19 protein-coding genes are annotated in these 18483 nt (G+C 41.1%); 3 read left to right on the forward strand and 16 right to left on the reverse strand.

The window, feature by feature from the left end; all coding sequences use genetic code 11:
• Positions 1-12: 12 nt before the first annotated feature.
• From HED61_RS02290 to flgB, 14 genes are all read right to left on the reverse strand, one after another.
• The gene (locus HED61_RS02290) at positions 13-525 is read right to left on the reverse strand and encodes a flagellar basal body-associated FliL family protein (protein ID WP_060813685.1); all 513 of its coding nucleotides are present in this window, start codon (positions 523-525) and stop codon (positions 13-15) included.
• Between the two features lie 12 nt (positions 526-537).
• On the reverse strand, positions 538-735 hold the full coding sequence (locus tag HED61_RS02295) for a flagellar FlbD family protein (protein ID WP_219645385.1): 198 nt from the start codon (positions 733-735) through the stop codon (positions 538-540).
• A gap of 32 nt (positions 736-767) precedes the next feature.
• Positions 768-1664: a flagellar hook-basal body complex protein gene (locus HED61_RS02300; protein ID WP_060813687.1), complete on the reverse strand. Its 897-nt coding sequence runs from the start codon at positions 1662-1664 to the stop codon at positions 768-770.
• 75 nt (positions 1665-1739) lie between these two features.
• On the reverse strand, positions 1740-2108 hold the full coding sequence (locus HED61_RS02305; RefSeq protein WP_071870112.1) for a flagellar protein: 369 nt from the start codon (positions 2106-2108) through the stop codon (positions 1740-1742).
• On the reverse strand, positions 2105-2584 hold the full coding sequence (locus HED61_RS02310; protein WP_060813688.1) for a flagellar hook capping FlgD N-terminal domain-containing protein: 480 nt from the start codon (positions 2582-2584) through the stop codon (positions 2105-2107). The genes HED61_RS02305 and HED61_RS02310 overlap by 4 nt, the downstream gene beginning before the upstream one ends.
• 18 nt (positions 2585-2602) lie before the next feature.
• Positions 2603-3928 carry a flagellar hook-length control protein FliK gene (locus tag HED61_RS02315; RefSeq protein ID WP_219645386.1) on the reverse strand — a complete coding sequence of 442 codons (1326 nt, stop codon included), beginning with the start codon at positions 3926-3928 and terminating at the stop codon, positions 2603-2605.
• A gap of 43 nt (positions 3929-3971) precedes the next feature.
• Positions 3972-4394, reverse strand: coding sequence for a flagellar export protein FliJ (gene fliJ, locus HED61_RS02320; RefSeq protein ID WP_060813690.1), 423 nt, complete (start codon positions 4392-4394; stop codon positions 3972-3974).
• Between the two features lie 18 nt (positions 4395-4412).
• Positions 4413-5768, reverse strand: a complete 1356-nt coding sequence (gene fliI, locus HED61_RS02325; RefSeq protein ID WP_081131841.1) for a flagellar protein export ATPase FliI — start codon at positions 5766-5768, stop codon at positions 4413-4415.
• Positions 5769-5770: 2 nt separating this feature from the next.
• Positions 5771-6562: a FliH/SctL family protein gene (locus HED61_RS02330; RefSeq protein ID WP_171917813.1), complete on the reverse strand. Its 792-nt coding sequence runs from the start codon at positions 6560-6562 to the stop codon at positions 5771-5773.
• The gene (gene fliG / locus HED61_RS02335; RefSeq protein WP_060813693.1) at positions 6546-7550 is read right to left on the reverse strand and encodes a flagellar motor switch protein FliG; all 1005 of its coding nucleotides are present in this window, start codon (positions 7548-7550) and stop codon (positions 6546-6548) included. The genes HED61_RS02330 and fliG overlap by 17 nt, the downstream gene beginning before the upstream one ends.
• Positions 7551-7564: 14 nt before the next feature.
• A complete protein-coding gene (fliF, locus tag HED61_RS02340; RefSeq protein WP_219645397.1) occupies positions 7565-9163 on the reverse strand; it encodes a flagellar basal-body MS-ring/collar protein FliF in 1599 nt (532 codons plus the stop codon).
• 27 nt (positions 9164-9190) lie between these two features.
• Positions 9191-9514, reverse strand: a complete 324-nt coding sequence (gene fliE / locus HED61_RS02345; RefSeq protein WP_060813694.1) for a flagellar hook-basal body complex protein FliE — start codon at positions 9512-9514, stop codon at positions 9191-9193.
• Between the two features lie 6 nt (positions 9515-9520).
• Entirely contained in the window at positions 9521-9937 is a 417-nt protein-coding gene (gene flgC / locus HED61_RS02350; RefSeq protein WP_081131844.1) for a flagellar basal body rod protein FlgC, read from the reverse strand.
• 18 nt (positions 9938-9955) lie between these two features.
• Positions 9956-10315 carry a flagellar basal body rod protein FlgB gene (gene flgB / locus HED61_RS02355; RefSeq protein WP_060813696.1) on the reverse strand — a complete coding sequence of 120 codons (360 nt, stop codon included), beginning with the start codon at positions 10313-10315 and terminating at the stop codon, positions 9956-9958.
• A gap of 609 nt (positions 10316-10924) precedes the next feature.
• On the opposite strand from flgB, the gene motA reads away from it, so the two are divergent.
• Both motA and HED61_RS02365 read left to right on the forward strand, forming a co-directional pair.
• Positions 10925-11689 carry a flagellar motor stator protein MotA gene (motA, locus tag HED61_RS02360; protein WP_060813697.1) on the forward strand — a complete coding sequence of 255 codons (765 nt, stop codon included), beginning with the start codon at positions 10925-10927 and terminating at the stop codon, positions 11687-11689.
• Positions 11690-11702: 13 nt separating this feature from the next.
• Entirely contained in the window at positions 11703-12473 is a 771-nt protein-coding gene (locus tag HED61_RS02365) for an OmpA/MotB family protein (RefSeq protein ID WP_156248260.1), read from the forward strand.
• 183 nt (positions 12474-12656) lie between these two features.
• On the opposite strand, the gene HED61_RS02370 is transcribed toward HED61_RS02365, so the two are convergent.
• Together HED61_RS02370 and ppdK are read right to left on the reverse strand one after the other, a co-directional pair.
• Complete coding sequence (locus tag HED61_RS02370) at positions 12657-14699, reverse strand: methyl-accepting chemotaxis protein (RefSeq protein ID WP_219645387.1); 2043 nt, start codon at positions 14697-14699, stop codon at positions 12657-12659.
• A gap of 354 nt (positions 14700-15053) precedes the next feature.
• Complete coding sequence (ppdK, locus tag HED61_RS02375; protein ID WP_219645388.1) at positions 15054-17666, reverse strand: pyruvate, phosphate dikinase; 2613 nt, start codon at positions 17664-17666, stop codon at positions 15054-15056.
• Between the two features lie 180 nt (positions 17667-17846).
• Between ppdK and HED61_RS02380 the strand changes: the two genes are divergently transcribed.
• Positions 17847-18482, forward strand: a complete 636-nt coding sequence (locus tag HED61_RS02380; protein ID WP_003129027.1) for a helix-turn-helix transcriptional regulator — start codon at positions 17847-17849, stop codon at positions 18480-18482.
• Position 18483: the final 1 nt, after the last annotated feature.

Raw genomic sequence — 18483 nt, forward strand, 5'->3', positions numbered from 1 at the left:
ACGTTCCTCTTTCTATTGGATCACTAAATCAGTGACATATACTTCATTGACGATTGCTGATCCATACTCATGATTAATTGCTTCCTTCAAATTTTTTTTCAAATTCGGAACACTTTCTGCCGAACTTAAAATGTCACTGGCTTTCTTTTGGCGCAACAAGTTAACGATGCTATCCCGAATAACAGCAACATTCTTCGTCACTTCTTCGCTTTTTTCTTCATTATCAACGAGAATCGAAAGGTTGACCTTCATGTATTGCTGTTCCTGCCCTTCTTCTTTCTCAAGATTTACAAGAAATTCCTCTAAAGCAACAATCGATTCATCAGAAGCAATGCCTTTTGCTTTCGTTTTCGGCGCAACAGTTTTGTCTTCTACTAGGAAGTGATTGGTTACCAATGTCCCGCCAATCGTCCCGCCAATCACGATAACCAACAGAATCGGGATCAGTAAAAACAAATTGATTCCTTTCTCTTTGCTTTTTTCTTTCCCTTGTTCTTTTTCTTCCTTTTCTTTCACTTTAGCCATCTTAACCCACCCTTAGTTATTTATTTGTTTCGAATTGATCAAGAGTTTATAGTCAATGACACGCTGTGCCGTTTCTGCCGCAGACTCAGTTACAACCAGTGTCTTGCCATCGATTAGTGTAATCAACGTATCGGGCATTTCTTCGACCCGATAGATCAGTTCCGGATTTAGATAAAACTCTCTGTCATTCAGTGCCGTCAATAAAATCATCCGGTACCTCCTATTTTTTATGAGGGATTCTGTTAACGTTTCAAGTTCAACAATTCTTGCAGCATTTCATCAGAAGTGGTGATACTTCTTGAGTTTGCTTGATACGCTCTGCTGGCAATGATCATTTCTGTAAATTCCGTCGATAGATCGACATTCGACATTTCTAATGCGCCTGCTTGTAGACGACCTGAGCCATTTTGACCTGCACCCGCAACAATTGGGGCACCCGAGTTGTTCGATTGCATGTAGTTATTTCCGCCGACTTTTTCCAATCCTTCAGGGTTATTGAAAGTTGCAATAGAGACTTTCCCCATGACGAATGATTTGTCGCCGTATTTTGCAACGACTAGTCCATTGGCATCGATGGCCATTGAATTATAAGTAAGTTCTTTGCCATCAACAGTGATTGTTGCAGGAATTTCTAACGGTCCAATCTCTGTTTCGCCGCTAAGTCCTGCACCCTCTTCATATTTGTCATCGTAAACGAGTGGCGGATTTGTGCTGCCAGTACGTCCTAATACTTGCATTCCATCACTGTTAGTCAGCGTGCCGTTACTGTCTCGTACGAAAGATCCATCACGTGTGTAATAAGTTTCGCCATTTTCGCCAGAACCTTTGACCATGAAATACCCTTGCCCACTGATGTAAAAGTCCATTGCTCGCCCAGTAGATTGAGGTGCTCCGACTGTATTGATCATGTCGATCGAACCAGCTTGCACGCCTAAACCGACTTGTGTACCGTTGACACCACCTGAACCATTTCCTGGTGCGGTTGCATTTGATGTGGTTTGGCTCATCATGTCTTGGAAAAGTACCCGACTTGATTTGAAACCAATCGTATTGACGTTGGCAATATTATTTGATACCACGTCCATTTTCGTTTGAAGATTTTTCATTCCACTAACACCTGAATATAATGATCGTAACATTTGTTTTCCTCCTTCAATTTGACGTATTTTCCTCTGTCATTCAGAAAATACTACAGCCCCTTTTCAGTCCAGCTGTTATTTAATAAATGTTGCACTATCGATATTGGTGACTGTGTTCAATTCGTTCATTCCCATTGCTGTAATGATCGTACGGCTGTGAACATCTGCAATCAGCCCCATATCTTTGTATACTAATAATGATTCTTTACTACCTTTAGCTGCTAATTCACTCATTGCAGTTGAAAGCGAATCATAATCGGTCTCTTGAAGTGTTAATTCTCGATCCGTCAGCCGCTTTTGTGCATGATGGGAAACTTTGATACTTCTTTGCTTGTCTTGCAGCATCTCCGAAAAATCGGTATTTCTTGCTTGATAGGGTGCGGTTCTAGGCGTTTTTTCAGAGGTGGCAGCTTGTAATGGTAAATTACGGCCTATTTGATTCATACTGACTCACCTTTCGATTCGCTCTCTGATTCACTTTCTGATCCATCCGAAGTTTTAGGATCGCCGCCGATCTCTTCAATTGCACTCATGTTGTACTCTTTCCCATTGACAACGATCGTGGCATACCCATTCGAAAAGCGAACTTTCTCAATGACTCCTGTAACTTTTTCTTTTCCATCTAATACTGTGACCTCTTTGTTGATCAGACCAAAAGCCTGTTGTTGCTGCTGAAGGATTACTGACGTCATTACCGTCTCACTTAATTCATTCAATTGTTCCAATGTAGTAAACTGGACCAATTGAGAAATGTAATCCGTTCCGCCGCCTGAAGAGTCACCGCTAAAAGAAGGATTACTCATAGTAGCTGCTAAAATCTTAAGGAAATCATCCATTGAAATATCGGAAGCTCGGTGGGTTTGAGCTAAAGAAGTTGCATTTGCGATCCCCGCAGCCGATTGTGTAATTTCATTAGGCATCTTTCTTCTCCTTTTGCATTAAGCCAAAATACTAATGGCATGATTTGTTTGCTCTGCTGTCTCTTCTTCTTTAGGTAAAGGAACTTGATTGTAGCTTTTTTTTCCCGATTGTCTTTGAGGCTGTGAGAAGCCTTGTTGTGCTGTTTGTCCATCAGTCGTCGAAGTAAAACTAGCAAGTGAATCAGTCAAAGCAGCACGTTCAACCGCTGTGGCAGGATTTTCTTTCAAGACGCCTTCTTTCCCAGAAATCAGTTGATTTTCTTGTTTTTGAAGGACTTGCTCCAGTTCTGTCTTGATCGATGACAATAAGTGCTTGGTCTGTTGCTGCTCTACCGTAAATTCCAGACGGCTCCCTTGCGCAGTAACTTCCAATGCAATTCGGACTTTGCCAAGTTTTTCCGGCACTAATTGGAGTGTGATTTTTTTCTCTGGAGTCTGTACTAACTGTTCAATTTTCTGCGTCAATGGTTCTACGACTGTTTTGACTGCAGCTGGTGTCGGACGTTGATCGTTTTGCATCAACAACTTGGACAAGTCTAGTGTCGTTGTTTGCTGCAAACCGTTAGATCCATCGTTTGGCTTCATTGAGTCGTCGATTGTGGAACTCTCGGAAATAGCGACTCTTTCAAGTGCTTGCTGTGGAATGAAAGACTGTGCACTCCCCTTTGAAGGTTCATCAACCAGAAGTGTCTTTTCACTGGTTGTATTTCCTTTTGCATCTACTGGGGCATCTGTTTGTGAGATACTCTCTGTTCCAGAATCCAAGTGGATTTTTTCTCCGTCCGCAGTCAGTTCTCCTACTGGCAGAATCGCTGCTACAGGTGTGTCTGGCTTGCTCAGAATTGATTCTGAAGCAGTGTCTTCTAACGGATTTCCTCCTGTTGACTGAAATACTTGATCGGTCGCTACTGAAGTGACAGATTGCTCACTGACCGAATCCACCACTAACGGGTCTTCCTTTGGCAGTTGCAATGGGTAGCCTCCCAAAATACTTCCCTTCGATTCAGTCATTTGCGATCCGAAAAAACCTAGCCACCCCAAAGCTCCTTCATTTACGATTTCTGCCTGTTTCGTCATTTCTGAATTTGCTTCTGGTATACGTGTGTCGGTTGCATTTTCAGAATCGGCGACTGATTCATCTTCTTTGTCGTCCACTAGCTGATTTCCCTGTTCTGCACAAGAAAGATCCCCTTGCGGCACTCCATCTTCATTCGCTGAGTTATCCTCAAGATTTTGGGAAAACTGTTGCAGGAATTGAATGAAATTGCCTGGATCTTTGACAGCAGCAGGTTGTTGTTTGTCAGCAACTTTCATAAGTGCTGGCGTGATAGCCACTTGTTTCATTTTTCACCTCCTCTCACTGATTTTGTGAATCCGCAGCTGCAACTCAGCGCATTGCTAGACTACGGCTGCCCATTTCATCTAATTGTTTTTGTTCTTCTTGAAGCAATTCATAATTGTATTCTTCGAGTTTCTTTTCTCTTAGCTTTTCAACGACTTTTCGTTCTTGCTGTGCTTGAACGACAGCTGTCAAAGCAACTTCAACTTCCTGATTCAGCTGACGCACTTGCTGATACATCTCATGAATGCCAGACTCTAAAGCAGTAAGATAGCGATGCTGAACTTGCATACGACCAAGAGTCATTTCATTGACGTCCATCAATGCGGTTTTTTCATTGATCATTTGAGTAAGAACTTGTTCTTTTTGGATCACTGCTTTTTGTTTCTCTGCGTAGGCTCGTTTTGCTTCTTGTTCTACACTCACACGGTGATCCAATACCTTTTCCAATGAAAAATGAAAAGCTTTCATCTTCAGTTACCTTCTTTCTTATTGCAGGGCATTTCGCTGTCGTTCAAGAGCTGCATCCTCATTGAACAAAGCAGCCAATGCAGCCCGTGTTTCTTCAAATGAATTTCGTTCATCTACTCTTTGTTGTAAAAAACTATTGATTGGATGATGCAATGCGATAGCATGATCGGTGATGGCATTTGCACCTGATTTGTATGCACCAATATCGATCAAATCTTTCGCTTCAGCGTAAGCAGCCATATTTTCTTTTAATTCACCAGCGTCATTGTAGTGTTCAGGCGTAACTAATGTCTTCATTAAACGGCTCAAGCTGTTTTGAACATCGATCGCCGGATAATGATTTTGAGCGGCAATTTTTCTAGATAAGATAATGTGACCATCGAGAATCCCCCTGACGGCATCCGCGATAGGTTCATTCATGTCATCCCCTTCAACCAGAACCGTATAAAAAGCAGTGATGGATCCTTGATCGGACATCCCGCTGCGTTCCAACAGTTTTGGCAGCGCCGTAAATACCGAAGGCGTATACCCTTTAGTCGTCGGCGGCTCACCCGTGGATAGACCAATTTCTCGTTGCGCCATCGCAAAGCGAGTCACGGAGTCCATCATCAACACAACTTTCTTCCCTTGATCTCGGTAATACTCGGCAATAGCGGTTGCCACATGAGCCCCTTTCAAACGTACTAAAGGCGGCATATCGGAAGTTGCACAAACAACGACTGATTTGCGGTAGCCTTCTGGACCCAGATCGTTTTCAATAAATTCTTTTACTTCTCGGCCACGTTCGCCTACAAGTCCAATCACGATAATATCGGCTTCGCAATAGCGAGCCAACATCCCAAGCAACGTACTTTTCCCTACACCACTTCCGGCAAAAATACCGATCCGCTGTCCTTGGCCAACGGTCAACAAACCATCGATCACTCGTACACCTGTACTCATGATTTCAGAGATTTTTTTCCGCTGAAATGGATCAGGAGATTCTTGACTGACAGGGTACTCGTCAGCATCACTTAAATCGATCGCCATATCCATTGGACGTCCTAATCCATCTAATGTATGCCCTAGGAGCGAGTCACTGATTTTGACCGTCAGTGTTGTGCCGGTAGGCTTCACTAAACAGCCAGGTCCAATACCTTCTAATTGATCTAACGGCATCAATAGAACAGTCTTTTTAACAAAACCGACAACCTCGGCTAACGCAACGTGAGAACTGTTGCGGATCTTCACTTCACAGATTTCTCCTACAAAAACGGCTAATCCTTCCACTTTGATCAATAGACCAACCACTTCGCTGACCTTCCCATAAATGGAGTAAAATCTACGTTTTTTTGCTTTTTGGACAATTGGTCCAACAGGTAATTCAAGCACCATTGCTATTCACTACTTTCTAAAAGATGCTGCAGATAAAGTTGAATTTCTTTTTCCAACTCGAAGACAACGATCGAATCATCTGATTCAATCACAAAATCGTGAGCTGAAAGCTGATCATCCGGTAACAGCAAATAGCGAAAATTACTGATCGCCTGCTTTCGGCTTTCCAAGATATCTTTAAGGACATGCAGATGCTGTTCATGAATGCGGATCGTCAAGAACTGGTCCGGTTGTTCAAACTGCAGTAAAATAGGCTCCAAAAAAGCAAGCAAAGCAGCATTGCTTTGCTCGAAACGCTGGTTGATCAGTGCTTCGGCGATCTGTACACCGAAGGAAATCATCTCAGCTTTTTTCTCTGACCGAAAAGCATTAATCTCTTCTGCTGCCTGCTGTACATTCTGCTCGGCTTGTGCAATAAGCTTGGCAGCTGTCTCTTTACTTACAGACATGCCTTCTTGATACCCTTGCTCATAGCCTTCCTTTTGTCCAGTTGCAAATCCGTTAGCATAGCCTTCTTCTTGCGCAGATTGTTTAATTTGTTGGGCTTCTGCTTGAGCCGCTTCTAGTGTTTGTTGTTTCAACCTTTCAATTTCTTTACGCTGACGCTCCATCTCAAGTTTCCACGCACGTTCCCGTTGCGCTGCTTGCCGCTTTTGACGCCCCGCTTCTGTCGAATCAGTAGTAGAAAGCAACGGAGAAGGCGTTTTAATTACAGCTTCAGTTAAAATTGATTTTTCGGTATCAAGGTTTTTGACCGTTTCATGTTTCAACAAGCTACTATTTGACCACTGCATCCTGGTTGCCCCTTCCAAGATAGATCTCACCATTTTCGTCTAAACGGCGAATCACAGCGACCACATTTTGCTGTGCTTCCTCAATAGCAGACAATCGAGTTGGTCCCATAAATTGAATCTCTTCTTGTAAATTCTCCACTGCACGAGATGAAAGATTTGAGAAAACGAAAGCTTTGATATCTTCTGGAGCACCTTTGAGTGCAAGGACAAGCACTTCATTTGGTACATCCCGCAGCACTTTTTGAACATCCAATCGGTCAAGTGTAACGATATCGTCAAATGTGAACAGACTTGATTTGACTTCATTTGAAAGCTCAGGCTGCCGCTTTTCCAGATCGGTCAAAATATTCTTCTCGGTGCTTCGACTCACTGAATTCAAGATCTCTACCAATGTGTGCACGCCGCCCACGTTTTCACTGTCATTCTCTACATAGTTAGAGAACTTGTTCTCGATCACTTTTTCGATTCGCTCAATGATCAATGGCGAGGTGCTGGAGATCGTACCGATCCGTTCTGCAATTTCTACTTGGAGATGATCTGGAAACTGCGATAACACATTAGCTGCTTTATCGGGCTGCATGTAACATAGAATCAAAGCGACCGTCTGAGGGTGCTCACCAATCAAGAGATTCGTCAACTGTTGCACATCCGCTTTACGTGCAATATTAAATGGGCGTTCTCGCAATTGGATCTGCGTCAACACATCAATCACTTCTTTTGCTTTGTGGGAACCTAATGCTTGATTCAATAAATTCTTTGCATAATCGATCCCACCATCAAGAACATATTTTCTAGCAGTGAATGTCGTTGAAAATTCTTCTAATACTTGATCGCGTTCTTCCGGACTGACAAAATCGATATTGGCGATTTCATAACTCACTTTTTGAATATAATTTTCCGGTAGAAGTTTCATGATCTTCGCAGAGGTTTCCGATCCCAATGAGATCAAGAGTATTGCTGCTTTTTTGACACCATCGAGTGTTTCCATCGTTTCTTTCCCCTCTATTTTTCCTTCATCCAAGCTTTGATCAATTCAGCAGCCACTTCCGGATTTGAATCGGCATGTTGTTTTGCTGAATGATTTAAAGAATTTTCCTCGACCGGCTCTTGTTCAGGCTCATTTGATTCTTCAACTGAAGTATCAACGTTGTGCCCTAGACCGCCAAAGACAACTTCTTCGGATTCTTCCATAACTGGTGCTGGTTCTGAATCAGCTGGCTGTGCAACCGGCAATTCTTGTGTTACATCTACTGAAATTTGATCTTCGCGACGCTTTCGAACCAATCCAATCACGAATAGCACTAACAAAATCACGACCAATGCGATACCACCGAAAATGATATATTTCAGATAGCCTTTTGCCGCTGCTAATTGTTCCGTACCTTCCGTTTCTTCCACCTCTGCTGTTGCTTGGGCAAAGTCAAAGCCTTGGATAGCAATATCATCGCCGCGATCAGCATCATATCCTACAGCACTGGCAATCAGCAACTGCAGTTCCGCCTGATCATTTTGCGAAAGGTCTGCATTAACGACCACTGAACTTGTCATTCGTTGAATCATACCCGGTGCTGTAATTCTTTTGGTCGTTTCTGTGTTCAATTCATTTTCGACTGAGCGGCTGTATGAACTGCCTGCATCCCCATCATCTCCGGTCACATTAGAAACATTGTCATCGACTGTACCCGTTTGGGCTTCTTGGATCGCTTCGCCAGATCCAGCTGCTTGAACTGTTTCTTTTCTTATTTCCGGATCATCGTAAGTCACCTTGGTACTTTCAATCGAATCAAAGTTCAGATCTAAATTGATGGAGACTTGAAATTTATCTTCACCGTAGATTGGTGCCAACAATTTCGAGACTTTTTCTTCCAGAATTTTTTCATACTCATTTTTGATTGCAATGTACTTACTGTTCAAACTACTGAGCTGACTATTTTCATCTTTTTCGATCGTCAATGTATTTCCTGAGCTATCGACGACTTTGACATTCTCTGGCTCAAGCTTCTCAACGGCACCCGAAGTCAGCGTCACAATTCCTTGTACCGCTTCCTCAGAAATCTGTTGATTTTTTAGTGTTAGAATGATCGAAGCAGTAGGTTTGCTTTCTTCACTCGAAAAAACACTGTCTTCTGGCATCACTAGGAGAACTTTCGCTGTTTTGACAGAATCTAATGTCTCGATTGCCCGTTGCAACTCTCCGGTAACGGCACGCTGATACATGATTTTCCGATCTTCATCGGTAGTCATCATGCTAGCATCATCAAAAAGCTCAAATCCCGTTGCTGTGTTCGGTAATTTATTTTCGACTGCTAATTCAATCCGGTATTCATCGATTTGTTCTTTGGCAATCAAAATGGTCGTTCCATTATCTGTCAACTTGTAGTCGATTTTCTGATCTGTCAAATCATTGGTGATCGCTCCTGCATCAGCTTCGCTTAAATCTGTAAACAAAACACCGTATTCGACTCTTGTATTTAAGTAATACATTGTTGCCGCGACACCAATAACGCTGATAACGGAAAGAATTGCTATCAATTTTTTCAGTGAACTTTGAGCCTGCCATCGTTCTTTGATCAGGTCCGGCCATTCTTTCAATTTTTCCATCATTTCGCTTTATTCCCTCGCCAACTGCTAAAACTGCATATTTTTAACATCGTTATATGCCTCTAAGCATTTATTGCGCACGGTCACGGCTGTTTGGAGCGCTAACTGTGCTTCTGTCATTCGAATCATTATATTTCCTAGATCACTCTCATCTCCTGTGATCATTTTGATCGTGTCTTGATCCATTGTTGCAGTTTTTTGATTAAGATTTTCAAGCGCATCAGACAAATAATTACCGAATGCAGCACCTGATGAAGAATCAACTTCAGTTGCAGAAGTTCCTGAAGCACCAAGTGCCCGTAAGGAATTCTGATATTCGGTTAATCCTTGTGTTGATAATAATTCATTCATTTTTTTCTACCCCTTTGATATTTCTAGTGCTTTTTTGAGAATTGTTTTATTCATTTCGGAGGCAGAAACATTCGCTTCATATGTACGCACTGCTTGGATCATTGCCACCATTTCATCTGCGATGTCCACATTTGATTGTTCAAGATAGCCGTCTTCATCCGCAGCAGGGTTAGTCGGATCATAAGTCAATTTCAATGTTTCGTCCGTTTGGATCCCCGTCACTTTAACACCATAATTCTTTGTCTTTCCATCTTGAACCGTCTTAAGATTTTCAGAAAAAAGAATGCTTTTCTTTTGGTATGCTTCGCTATTTTCTGTTTGGTTGGTATTGACATTCGCAATATTGGTCGATATCGTATCCAGTTTTAATCGTTCCAACGCTAAACCACTTGCATTGATCGTCAGTCCATCAAAAACACCCACTACATTTGCCTACTTTCTTTAATTACTCAATACATAATTCATCATTTGCAAACGCCCATTGATTTGTGCAGTCAATGCACTGTAATATAATCCGTTTGCTGCTTGATCCAGCATTTCTACTTCTAAATCTACATTGTTGCCATTGTCCTTAAGACTTGTGTTCGCATTTTGAGTTACCCGGGGCTGTACTTGTGAAAGAATGTCTTCTTGTGAAGATTGATTCCCAGCAGCCTGTAATGCTTGTTTCAATTCGCTTTCAAATTCTACTCGCTTCGCTTTATAACCATCCGTGTTCACATTGGCTATGTTTGAAGAAATCAGCTCTGCTCTTTTAGCAGAAACAGCAAGCGTCGTTTTTAACAACTCATAACTATCCAATCTTTTCAGTACTCCTTTCAGTCTGTATCAGATGATCATCCGATAAGAATTTCAATCTTTTGTCAAAATAATCATTTTTTTTTGATATAATTAAAAAAAACATCGCGCGGTATAATTATAGAGTAATTAAAATTATTTTACAATTTGATTTTTTAAATTTTACTGTTATTATCTTTTGATTATGGAGATAGTGTGTTATTTGATAGTCATTTTATAATAGCTGTTATCCTTTCTTTTAAATCATTTATTCACAAAGGAAACTGGAAGAAGCAGCAAACAAAATGATTAATGATATTTCTGAAAACATGATTAAAAAATAATCAATAAAATAAACTATTCTTTAAAATAAAGGATATTAAATAATTTAAATAACTTAAATGCTGTTTAAATAAAGCGGTTTATTAAAATAGTCAAGCCACTTTTAAATTAACTTTATTTTTGCGCATTTTTACACAAATAATCACCTAAAAAAAGGAAAAAACGAAAATAAGTTTCATAAAGACGTTATATTAAAAATATTTTTTCCACATCTTAATTTCTCATTTTTTTTATCCGATAATAAAATAAGGTACATATTTAGGTAATAGAAGTTATAGGAGGAAGCAACAAATGGATTTTTTCTTGCTGATCGGTATAGTATTAGGCGTTATTTCAGTCGTTGTCGGAATGATCGTAAAAGGGGCAAACGTAGCGGTTTTGATCAACCCAGCAGCAGCTATCATTATTTTCGTTGGAGTGATCGCAGCTGTTGTCAATTCGTTTCCGAGTAGTGACATCAAACGAATACCTAAAATTTTCGGTATTCTACTTAAAAACGAAGAGTACGATGTAAAAAAAACGATCAATAGTATCGTAGATATGGCCAACCAAGCACGGCGTGATGGATTACTGTCTTTAGAAAATGCCATTCAAAACTTGGAAGAACCATTCTTAAAAAAAGGATTGGAAATGGTAGTAGATGGAATTCCTGAAGATCAGATCAAAGAAATCATGGAAAATGAGATCTACGGTATCGAAGAGCGGCATCACGTTGGCGCTAATATTTTTAAAACAGCCGGAACAAGTGCACCGACACTAGGAGTTCTAGGGGCTGTTATTGGTCTGATTGGTGCTCTCGGCAACTTAGAAGATGTCGAAGCATTGGGGCATATGATTTCAGCTGCCTTTGTGGCAACACTGTACGGAATCTTTTTTGGCTATGTCTTGTTTATTCCTTTCAGTTCTCGACTGAATTTGAAATCGGAACAAGAAGTACAAGTGATGTCGATTATTGTTGAAGGTGTATTGGCGATCCAAGCAGGACAATCTCCTAAGAGTATTGAAAAGAAACTCTATAGTTTGATTGAACCAAACAAACGAGAAGAAAGATCCTAGAGGTTAACTCAACATGAAAAGAAAAAAGAAAAAGGAAGAACACGTTGATGAAGCATGGCTTCTGCCCTACTCTGATATGCTGACACTGCTTTTGGCCCTTTTTATCGTTATGTTTGCCATGGCGAAGGTCGATGATGAGAAGTTTCAGGAGATTCGTAGTGAATTTGGATCAATTCTTTCCAGTCATCATAGCGGCTCCCCAGTCATTGGTTCTGTCATCGATATGGGCGCCTCTGGTAAAACAGGCAACAGCGCTGCAACCAATGCTTCTGAAGCACAGGCACAAGAAGAAGCAACTCGCATGCAACTAGAAAACCAACAACTGGAAAAGATCAGTGAACAATTACAAAAAGACTTAGCCGAATCTGCTTTAGACGGACAAAGCGAGGTCAGTTTAGAAGCGGACGGTCTTCACATCACATTAGACAGCAGTATCCTATTTGCTTCTGGTAGTGCTGGGATCACTTCCCAAACCAGCCAGTCTCTGGATACCCTTGCTTCTGCTTTAAAAAAGTTGAAAGCACATAAAATTATTATTGCTGGTCATACTGACAACGTACCGGAGAAAGGCACAGGTCTTTATGAATCTAACTGGGACTTGAGTGCGGCTCGTGCAATCACAGTGATGAACTATTTAATCGACAAGAAGATTATCTCCGAACAAAATGCTGCTATCCAAGCCTATGCTGATACGCAACCTAAAGCAAGCAATGACACCGCAGCCGGACGTTCTGAAAATCGACGGGTAGAAATGATCATCCAGCGCTCGCAAATAGATGAATAAGCCATGTTCAAACCAAAATAAATTGATAAGTGATTTACTACAAAAAAACGAAGACTGACTATCCTGGATCAATGAAAAACAGGAAAACAGTCTTCGTTTTTTGTCTTTCTATAAAAGCGATCCCTCGCAAAAAACACCGCATAGTTCTTCTGCTGACGAAGACTGTCGCGGTGTTTTTTTCATTTATTTCAATTCAAATTGATCGGTCAATTTTTTCAATACTTTTGAGATATCTCTAAGATCAGAAACATGGTTGGTAAATTCATCCATTGTCGCTAGAACTTCTTCTGAATTAGCGGAAACTTCTTGTGTACCAGCCGCATTTTCCTCTGTCGAAGCAGAGATGTTCTCAAGATCAACTAAAACATTTCCTTGGATCTGTTCGATCCGCTTACTTGCTTCTTCTACATCACGAATGCCATCAATCATGAACATACTGCGTTTATAGACTTCTTTTGAAGAAGCAATGACCCGTTGAATCAAATTCGTTTGCCATTCGCCACCTTTTAGCGAATCAGATGTTTGTTCTACCATTTGAGCAGATTGTGTACGAATTTCTTCAATGATTGATTCGATTTCTTTCGTGGAAGCTTTGCTTTGTTCAGCCAGCTTACGAATCTCTGCTGCTACTACCGCAAAGCCTTTGCCGGATTCCCCCGCACTTGCGGCTTCGATTGAAGCATTTAGGGCCAGTAAATTGGTTTGATAAGAAATGTCATTGATCACACGAATAATGGTATTGATATTCTGAATATTGTCATTCATATTCGTCATATTCGTCATCAATTTTTCCATCTGTTCCAGCTCATTTTGCCAGCTTGAACCAACTTCATCCATCAGATTTAAACTCTCTTGATTGATGTCTGTCGCTTCTTGCGACTTGCTGCTCATCTCATTGATGGTATTGCTTAGCTCTTTGATTACATGGGAAAGATTTTGTAATTGCGCCACACTATGTTCTGTTTCCTGTGCTTGTGAGCCAGTCACTTCTGCAATTCCTGTAATTGTTTCTGAAACTTCTTCTGCTGCCACGCCGATTTGTTTGGCCAACTCTAATAAGGAATCAGACATTGAAGCGACATTGCCACTTTCTTTTTGAACATTTTTGATTAGTTTCCCAGTTTCTATAACCATTTGATTATAATTAGCTGCCATCTGATGGATCTCTGTGCCATCCTTATCTGGATAAACGATTCGTTCAGCGAACTGACCAAATCGCCATTTTTGGTTTGGATCTTTTTGATGTCGTTTTAACAACTCCAATTGACCAGCACCCATTTTAGAAAATTTCTCATTGAAAACGTTCATGATCGTGCTCACGATCCTCGTTGTATAAATAGACACGGCAACGATCAAAAGAATCATAAATCCGGCAACGACCACAGAAATCCAAATAATAGAATGTAGCTCTTTGTCTAGATCATTTGCTTCTACTTCTGAAAATGCCCAAACCGTTGACCCAGCAGGTTTATCGTATATCACATCATTGATTCCATTGGAATCTGCCGGCTTTACTCTCCCAATTGGTTGTTCTGCAGCGGCAATTCGTTTGAATACTGTTTTCTCTTGAATGTTTGTTCCTATCAGTGATTTTTCCTTGGATGTAATCACTACACCAGACTCTGAAACCAATGAAACATTCCCGGTACGACCAACGTCGATAGACGACAAGATTTTTTGGATCGATTCATAAGAAACGTCGACACACAAGACACCGATCTGTTTTTTTGAATTTGTGATCATCACAGAAGCTGTCGTCACAAATTCATTCGTTACTGTATCTAGATAAGGATCTGTCCAATAAACTTCTCCCCCTGCTTCGATTGCTCCTTTATACCATGGTCGAGTGGTTGGATCATAGTCATCGGGTAATGGATTGAATGAGACAAATTCTTTCTCCTCAGTTCCGAAAGCAACTGCTCGAAAACTATCTGTACCAGCAATCGCTGTTGAGAGACTGTCACGGATTCTCCCCATACTGTATTCTGTTTTCATTGGAGGAAGTTCTGCCATTGACTTCAATTTATCTTCTGTTGATTTTCGCAGCATATCTTCTTCCGCTATAATCAATCGTACAGCACTTTCTTTGTTGATGTCATTTCGTTCAATCAATGATTTTTTTGTTGTTAAATACGAACTCACAACTAAAAATAAAATTGGAATAACTGCAACTAAAATCATAACCAAACCAACATAAAGCCCAATACTCTTTTTCTTTTTTCTCAAACTTGAGACACTCCTTCATTTTTCAAATTCTCTCTAACTTCTGCAACGAAGAAACTTCTTCAAACAGACTTACTCTTTCGTAATCGGTCATTGTATTCCTTTTATTAAGAGTTCCTTGTTCTTTTAATCATCAAAATTTTTTTCGTATCTAAAAAATACACAACAATTAAAAAGTCATTAGAGTAAACAAAAAAGCCTCAACAATCAGCGCGACCACTAGCAGCAACGTTGAACGTTGGGGAAGGATCTCGCTGATTATTTAGGCTTATTGATTACTTTTGGAAAGTGTGAAACAGCTAAAACTTAAGGAGTGCTCTTTTTAATATCCGGAAAAAGCCGCTTTTTGTTCCATAGTTAAGAAAGAGGATCCGGAGCAGACTGGGCAATTGCTAACCAAGCCGCTGGAATTCGATATGGAGAACAAGAAACGTAATCAATACCGATTTCCCGCAAAAATGCAATGGATTGAGGATCTCCACCTACTTCGCCGCAAACACCGATCGCTTTTTCCTTTGTTAGCTGGCGAATGGATGTTACCGCTTGTTCCATTAGTTGTCCTACACCCGCTTTATCAAGGTGTTGATACGGATCCTCAGACAAGATACCTTGATCTAAATAGCGCTGAATAAATCCAGCAGCATCGTCCCGTGAAAAACCAAAAGTCATTTGTGTCAGGTCATTGGTCCCAAAACTGAAGAAATCAGCTAGCGGAGCTAATTCTTTCGTTAATAAACATGCTCTTGGTGTTTCTAACATCATCCCAATTTTGAAAGGTACTTCTTTCTGATAGTGAGCAAAAATTTGTCGGATGTACATTTCAAGACGTTCTTTCAAAACGCGCATTTCTTCCGGCATACTGATCAAAGGCAGCATAATCTCAGGATACACAACACTGCCTGTATCAGAAACTTGCAGTGCTGCTTCGATAATTGCAGCTGTCTGCATCTCATAAATCTCAGGATAAGTAATTCCTAGACGGCTTCCTCGATGCCCCATCATCGGATTTACTTCTTGTAGATCATCGACTCGTTGCTTGATTTTTTCTAGAGAATAGCCACTGCGCTCGGCCATTTCTTCGTATTCTTGTGGTCGTGGTAAAAACTCGTGCAACGGCGGATCCAACAAGCGAATGACACATTTCTGTTCTTTTGTCTGCAGTAATAACTCCTTAAAATCATTTAACTGAAACGTTTTTAGCTGAGACAAAGCTACCTGTCTTTCTTCAGTCGTTTCAGCTAAAATCACTTGCCGCATCGGCCAGATCCGAGATTCACCAAAAAACATATGCTCCGTTCGCGCTAGTCCAATACCTGCTGCTCCAAAAGAAGCTGCTGTCTTGATTTCTTCGATGGTTTCCGCATTTGCTCGTACTACTAGGTCTGCTCTTTCTTTAGACCAGTCTAAAATCGTCTGCAGCAAACCAAAATCCTGCGAGGCAACCAGTGATAGCGCACCTTGATACAGATTGCCTGTCGTCCCATCCACTGATAGATAGTCTCCTTCTTGAATGATTGCTTCACCACATCGAGCCTGTTTCAAAAATGAATCGACTGCTAACTGATCACAACCTGCCACACAACAAACTCCTAGTCCTCGGGCAACGACTGCCGCATGAGAAGTCATGCCGCCTCTAGAAGTCACGATTGCTTCACTAACAACCATCCCATCAATGTCTTCCGGTGAGGTTTCTTGTCGCAACAAAATAACTTTTTCTCCTGCTTGGTGGGCATTGACCGCTGCTTCTGCAGAAAAATAAACTCGACCTACCGCTGCACCGGGACTGGCAGGTAACCCTTGACTAAGAGGAGATGCTTTAGCAAGTGACTCCGGGGAAAAGATGGGATGCAGCAACTGATCAAGCATGTCTGGTGTCAATCGATGCAGTGCCGCTTTCTTCATGATCTTTCCTTCAGAAACTAGATCTATAGCAATCTGTACAGCAGCTTTGGCTGTCCGTTTGCCATTACGAGTCTGTAAAACAAATAATCGCCCTTCTTCAATGGTAAATTCGATATCTTGCATGTCTTTGTAATGATTCTCTAATAACTCGGCAATCGCCGAAAACTGCGCGTGGATTTCTGGTTGTGTTTTGGCTAAATCACTAATCGGTCTTGGCGTACGAACCCCCGCGACAACATCTTCTCCTTGTGCACAAGCGAGAAATTCACCAAATAATCCTCTGTGTCCTGTCGTCGGATCGCGAGTAAAAGCAACGCCAGTTCCACTTGCAGCACCACTATTGCCAAAAACCATTTCCTGAACAGTCACGGCTGTTCCTAGATCATGAGCAATTTTGTGGATTTTACGGTAAGTGATAGCCCGGGGATTATTCCACGAACGAAACACAGCTTGAACGGCTGATAATAATTGTTCCAGCGGATCTTGAGGGAATCGTTCTTGCGTATGTTCCATATAAATACTTTTGAAAACCTCGCAAATCTCTTGCCAGTCTGGAGCGACCATTGATTGGTCAGAAGGATATCCCTTTTTATGTTTATAGGTCGTTAAATAGGATTCAAAATGACTCTTATCGATCCCTTTAACAACATCCCCATACATTTGGATAAGGCGACGGTAGCAATCATAGGCAAATGTAGGATTCCTTGTATTAGCTGCCAGCGCCTGTACCGTTTGATCAGTTAACCCCAAGTTGAGAATCGTATCCATCATCCCCGGCATGGAATACTTTGCCCCACTGCGAACAGAAACCAGTAATGGCTGCTGGTTTCCGCCAAAAGACTTGTGGGTTCGTTCTTCCAATGTAGCTACTGCTCGAATAATTTCTTCTACCAACGGCTGTGTAAGTTGCTGGTTTTCTAAAAATTGTCGGCAAACATCTGTTGTAACAATAAATCCCGCAGGAACAGGCAACCCGATACTGGTCATTTCAGCTAAATTTGCTCCTTTCCCTCCTAATAGCTCTTTTTGATCTTTCGTACCTTCTGAGAACCAAACGATATTCTTCATTTTTTTCCGCCTTCCTAATGTGATATACTATTAAACTTAAAACGAAGTATATAGCGTACATCATTGATTCGTCAAGAAGAAATTTTTAAGAAAAATTCGCGCCAAAATCCTTTATTGCATTTTCCACGCGGAAAATATATAATAAATAGCATATCACATTTATTTAAAGAAGGTGACACATTGGAATTGACAAAGCGACAACTTAAAATCATTGAAATCGTAAAAGACAATCAACCTATCAGTGGTGAAACCATCGCAAAAAAACTAGGATTCAGCCGTGCTACTTTGCGCAATGATCTCTCTATCCTGACAATGACTGGATTACTCGATGCCCGGCCCAAGGTCGGTTATTTTTATACCGGACAGACCGTAGAACCGCTGTTGTTTGATAAGCTATACCATGCAAAAGTAGCAGAGATTATGATCCCACCGTTAATGATTGAGCAATCCGTTTCGGTATATGATGCTGTGACAACCCTATTCATGTATGATGTCGGGTCTCTTTATGTGAAAAATGCAGAAGAGGAACTAATTGGTGTTCTATCCCGCAAAGACCTTCTGCGCTTCGCTATCAGCAATTCAGCAGCAGAAAAAACACCGGTGGCAATGATCATGACGCGAATGCCGAATATCGTCACGATTACTGCCGACCAAACTATTTTGACTGCAGGTACCTTATTAGCTAGGCATGAAATAGATACACTCCCTGTTGTTGATGCTGAGAATCCAAAAAAAGTCATTGGTAAAATAACCAAGTCTAAAATTATGAACTACTATATCCAAGCAGGCAATGCGATCGAAAACAATCAATTCTAAG

The sequence above is a fragment of the Enterococcus gallinarum genome, assembly GCF_021496385.1.
Classification (GTDB): domain Bacteria; phylum Bacillota; class Bacilli; order Lactobacillales; family Enterococcaceae; genus Enterococcus_D; species Enterococcus_D gallinarum.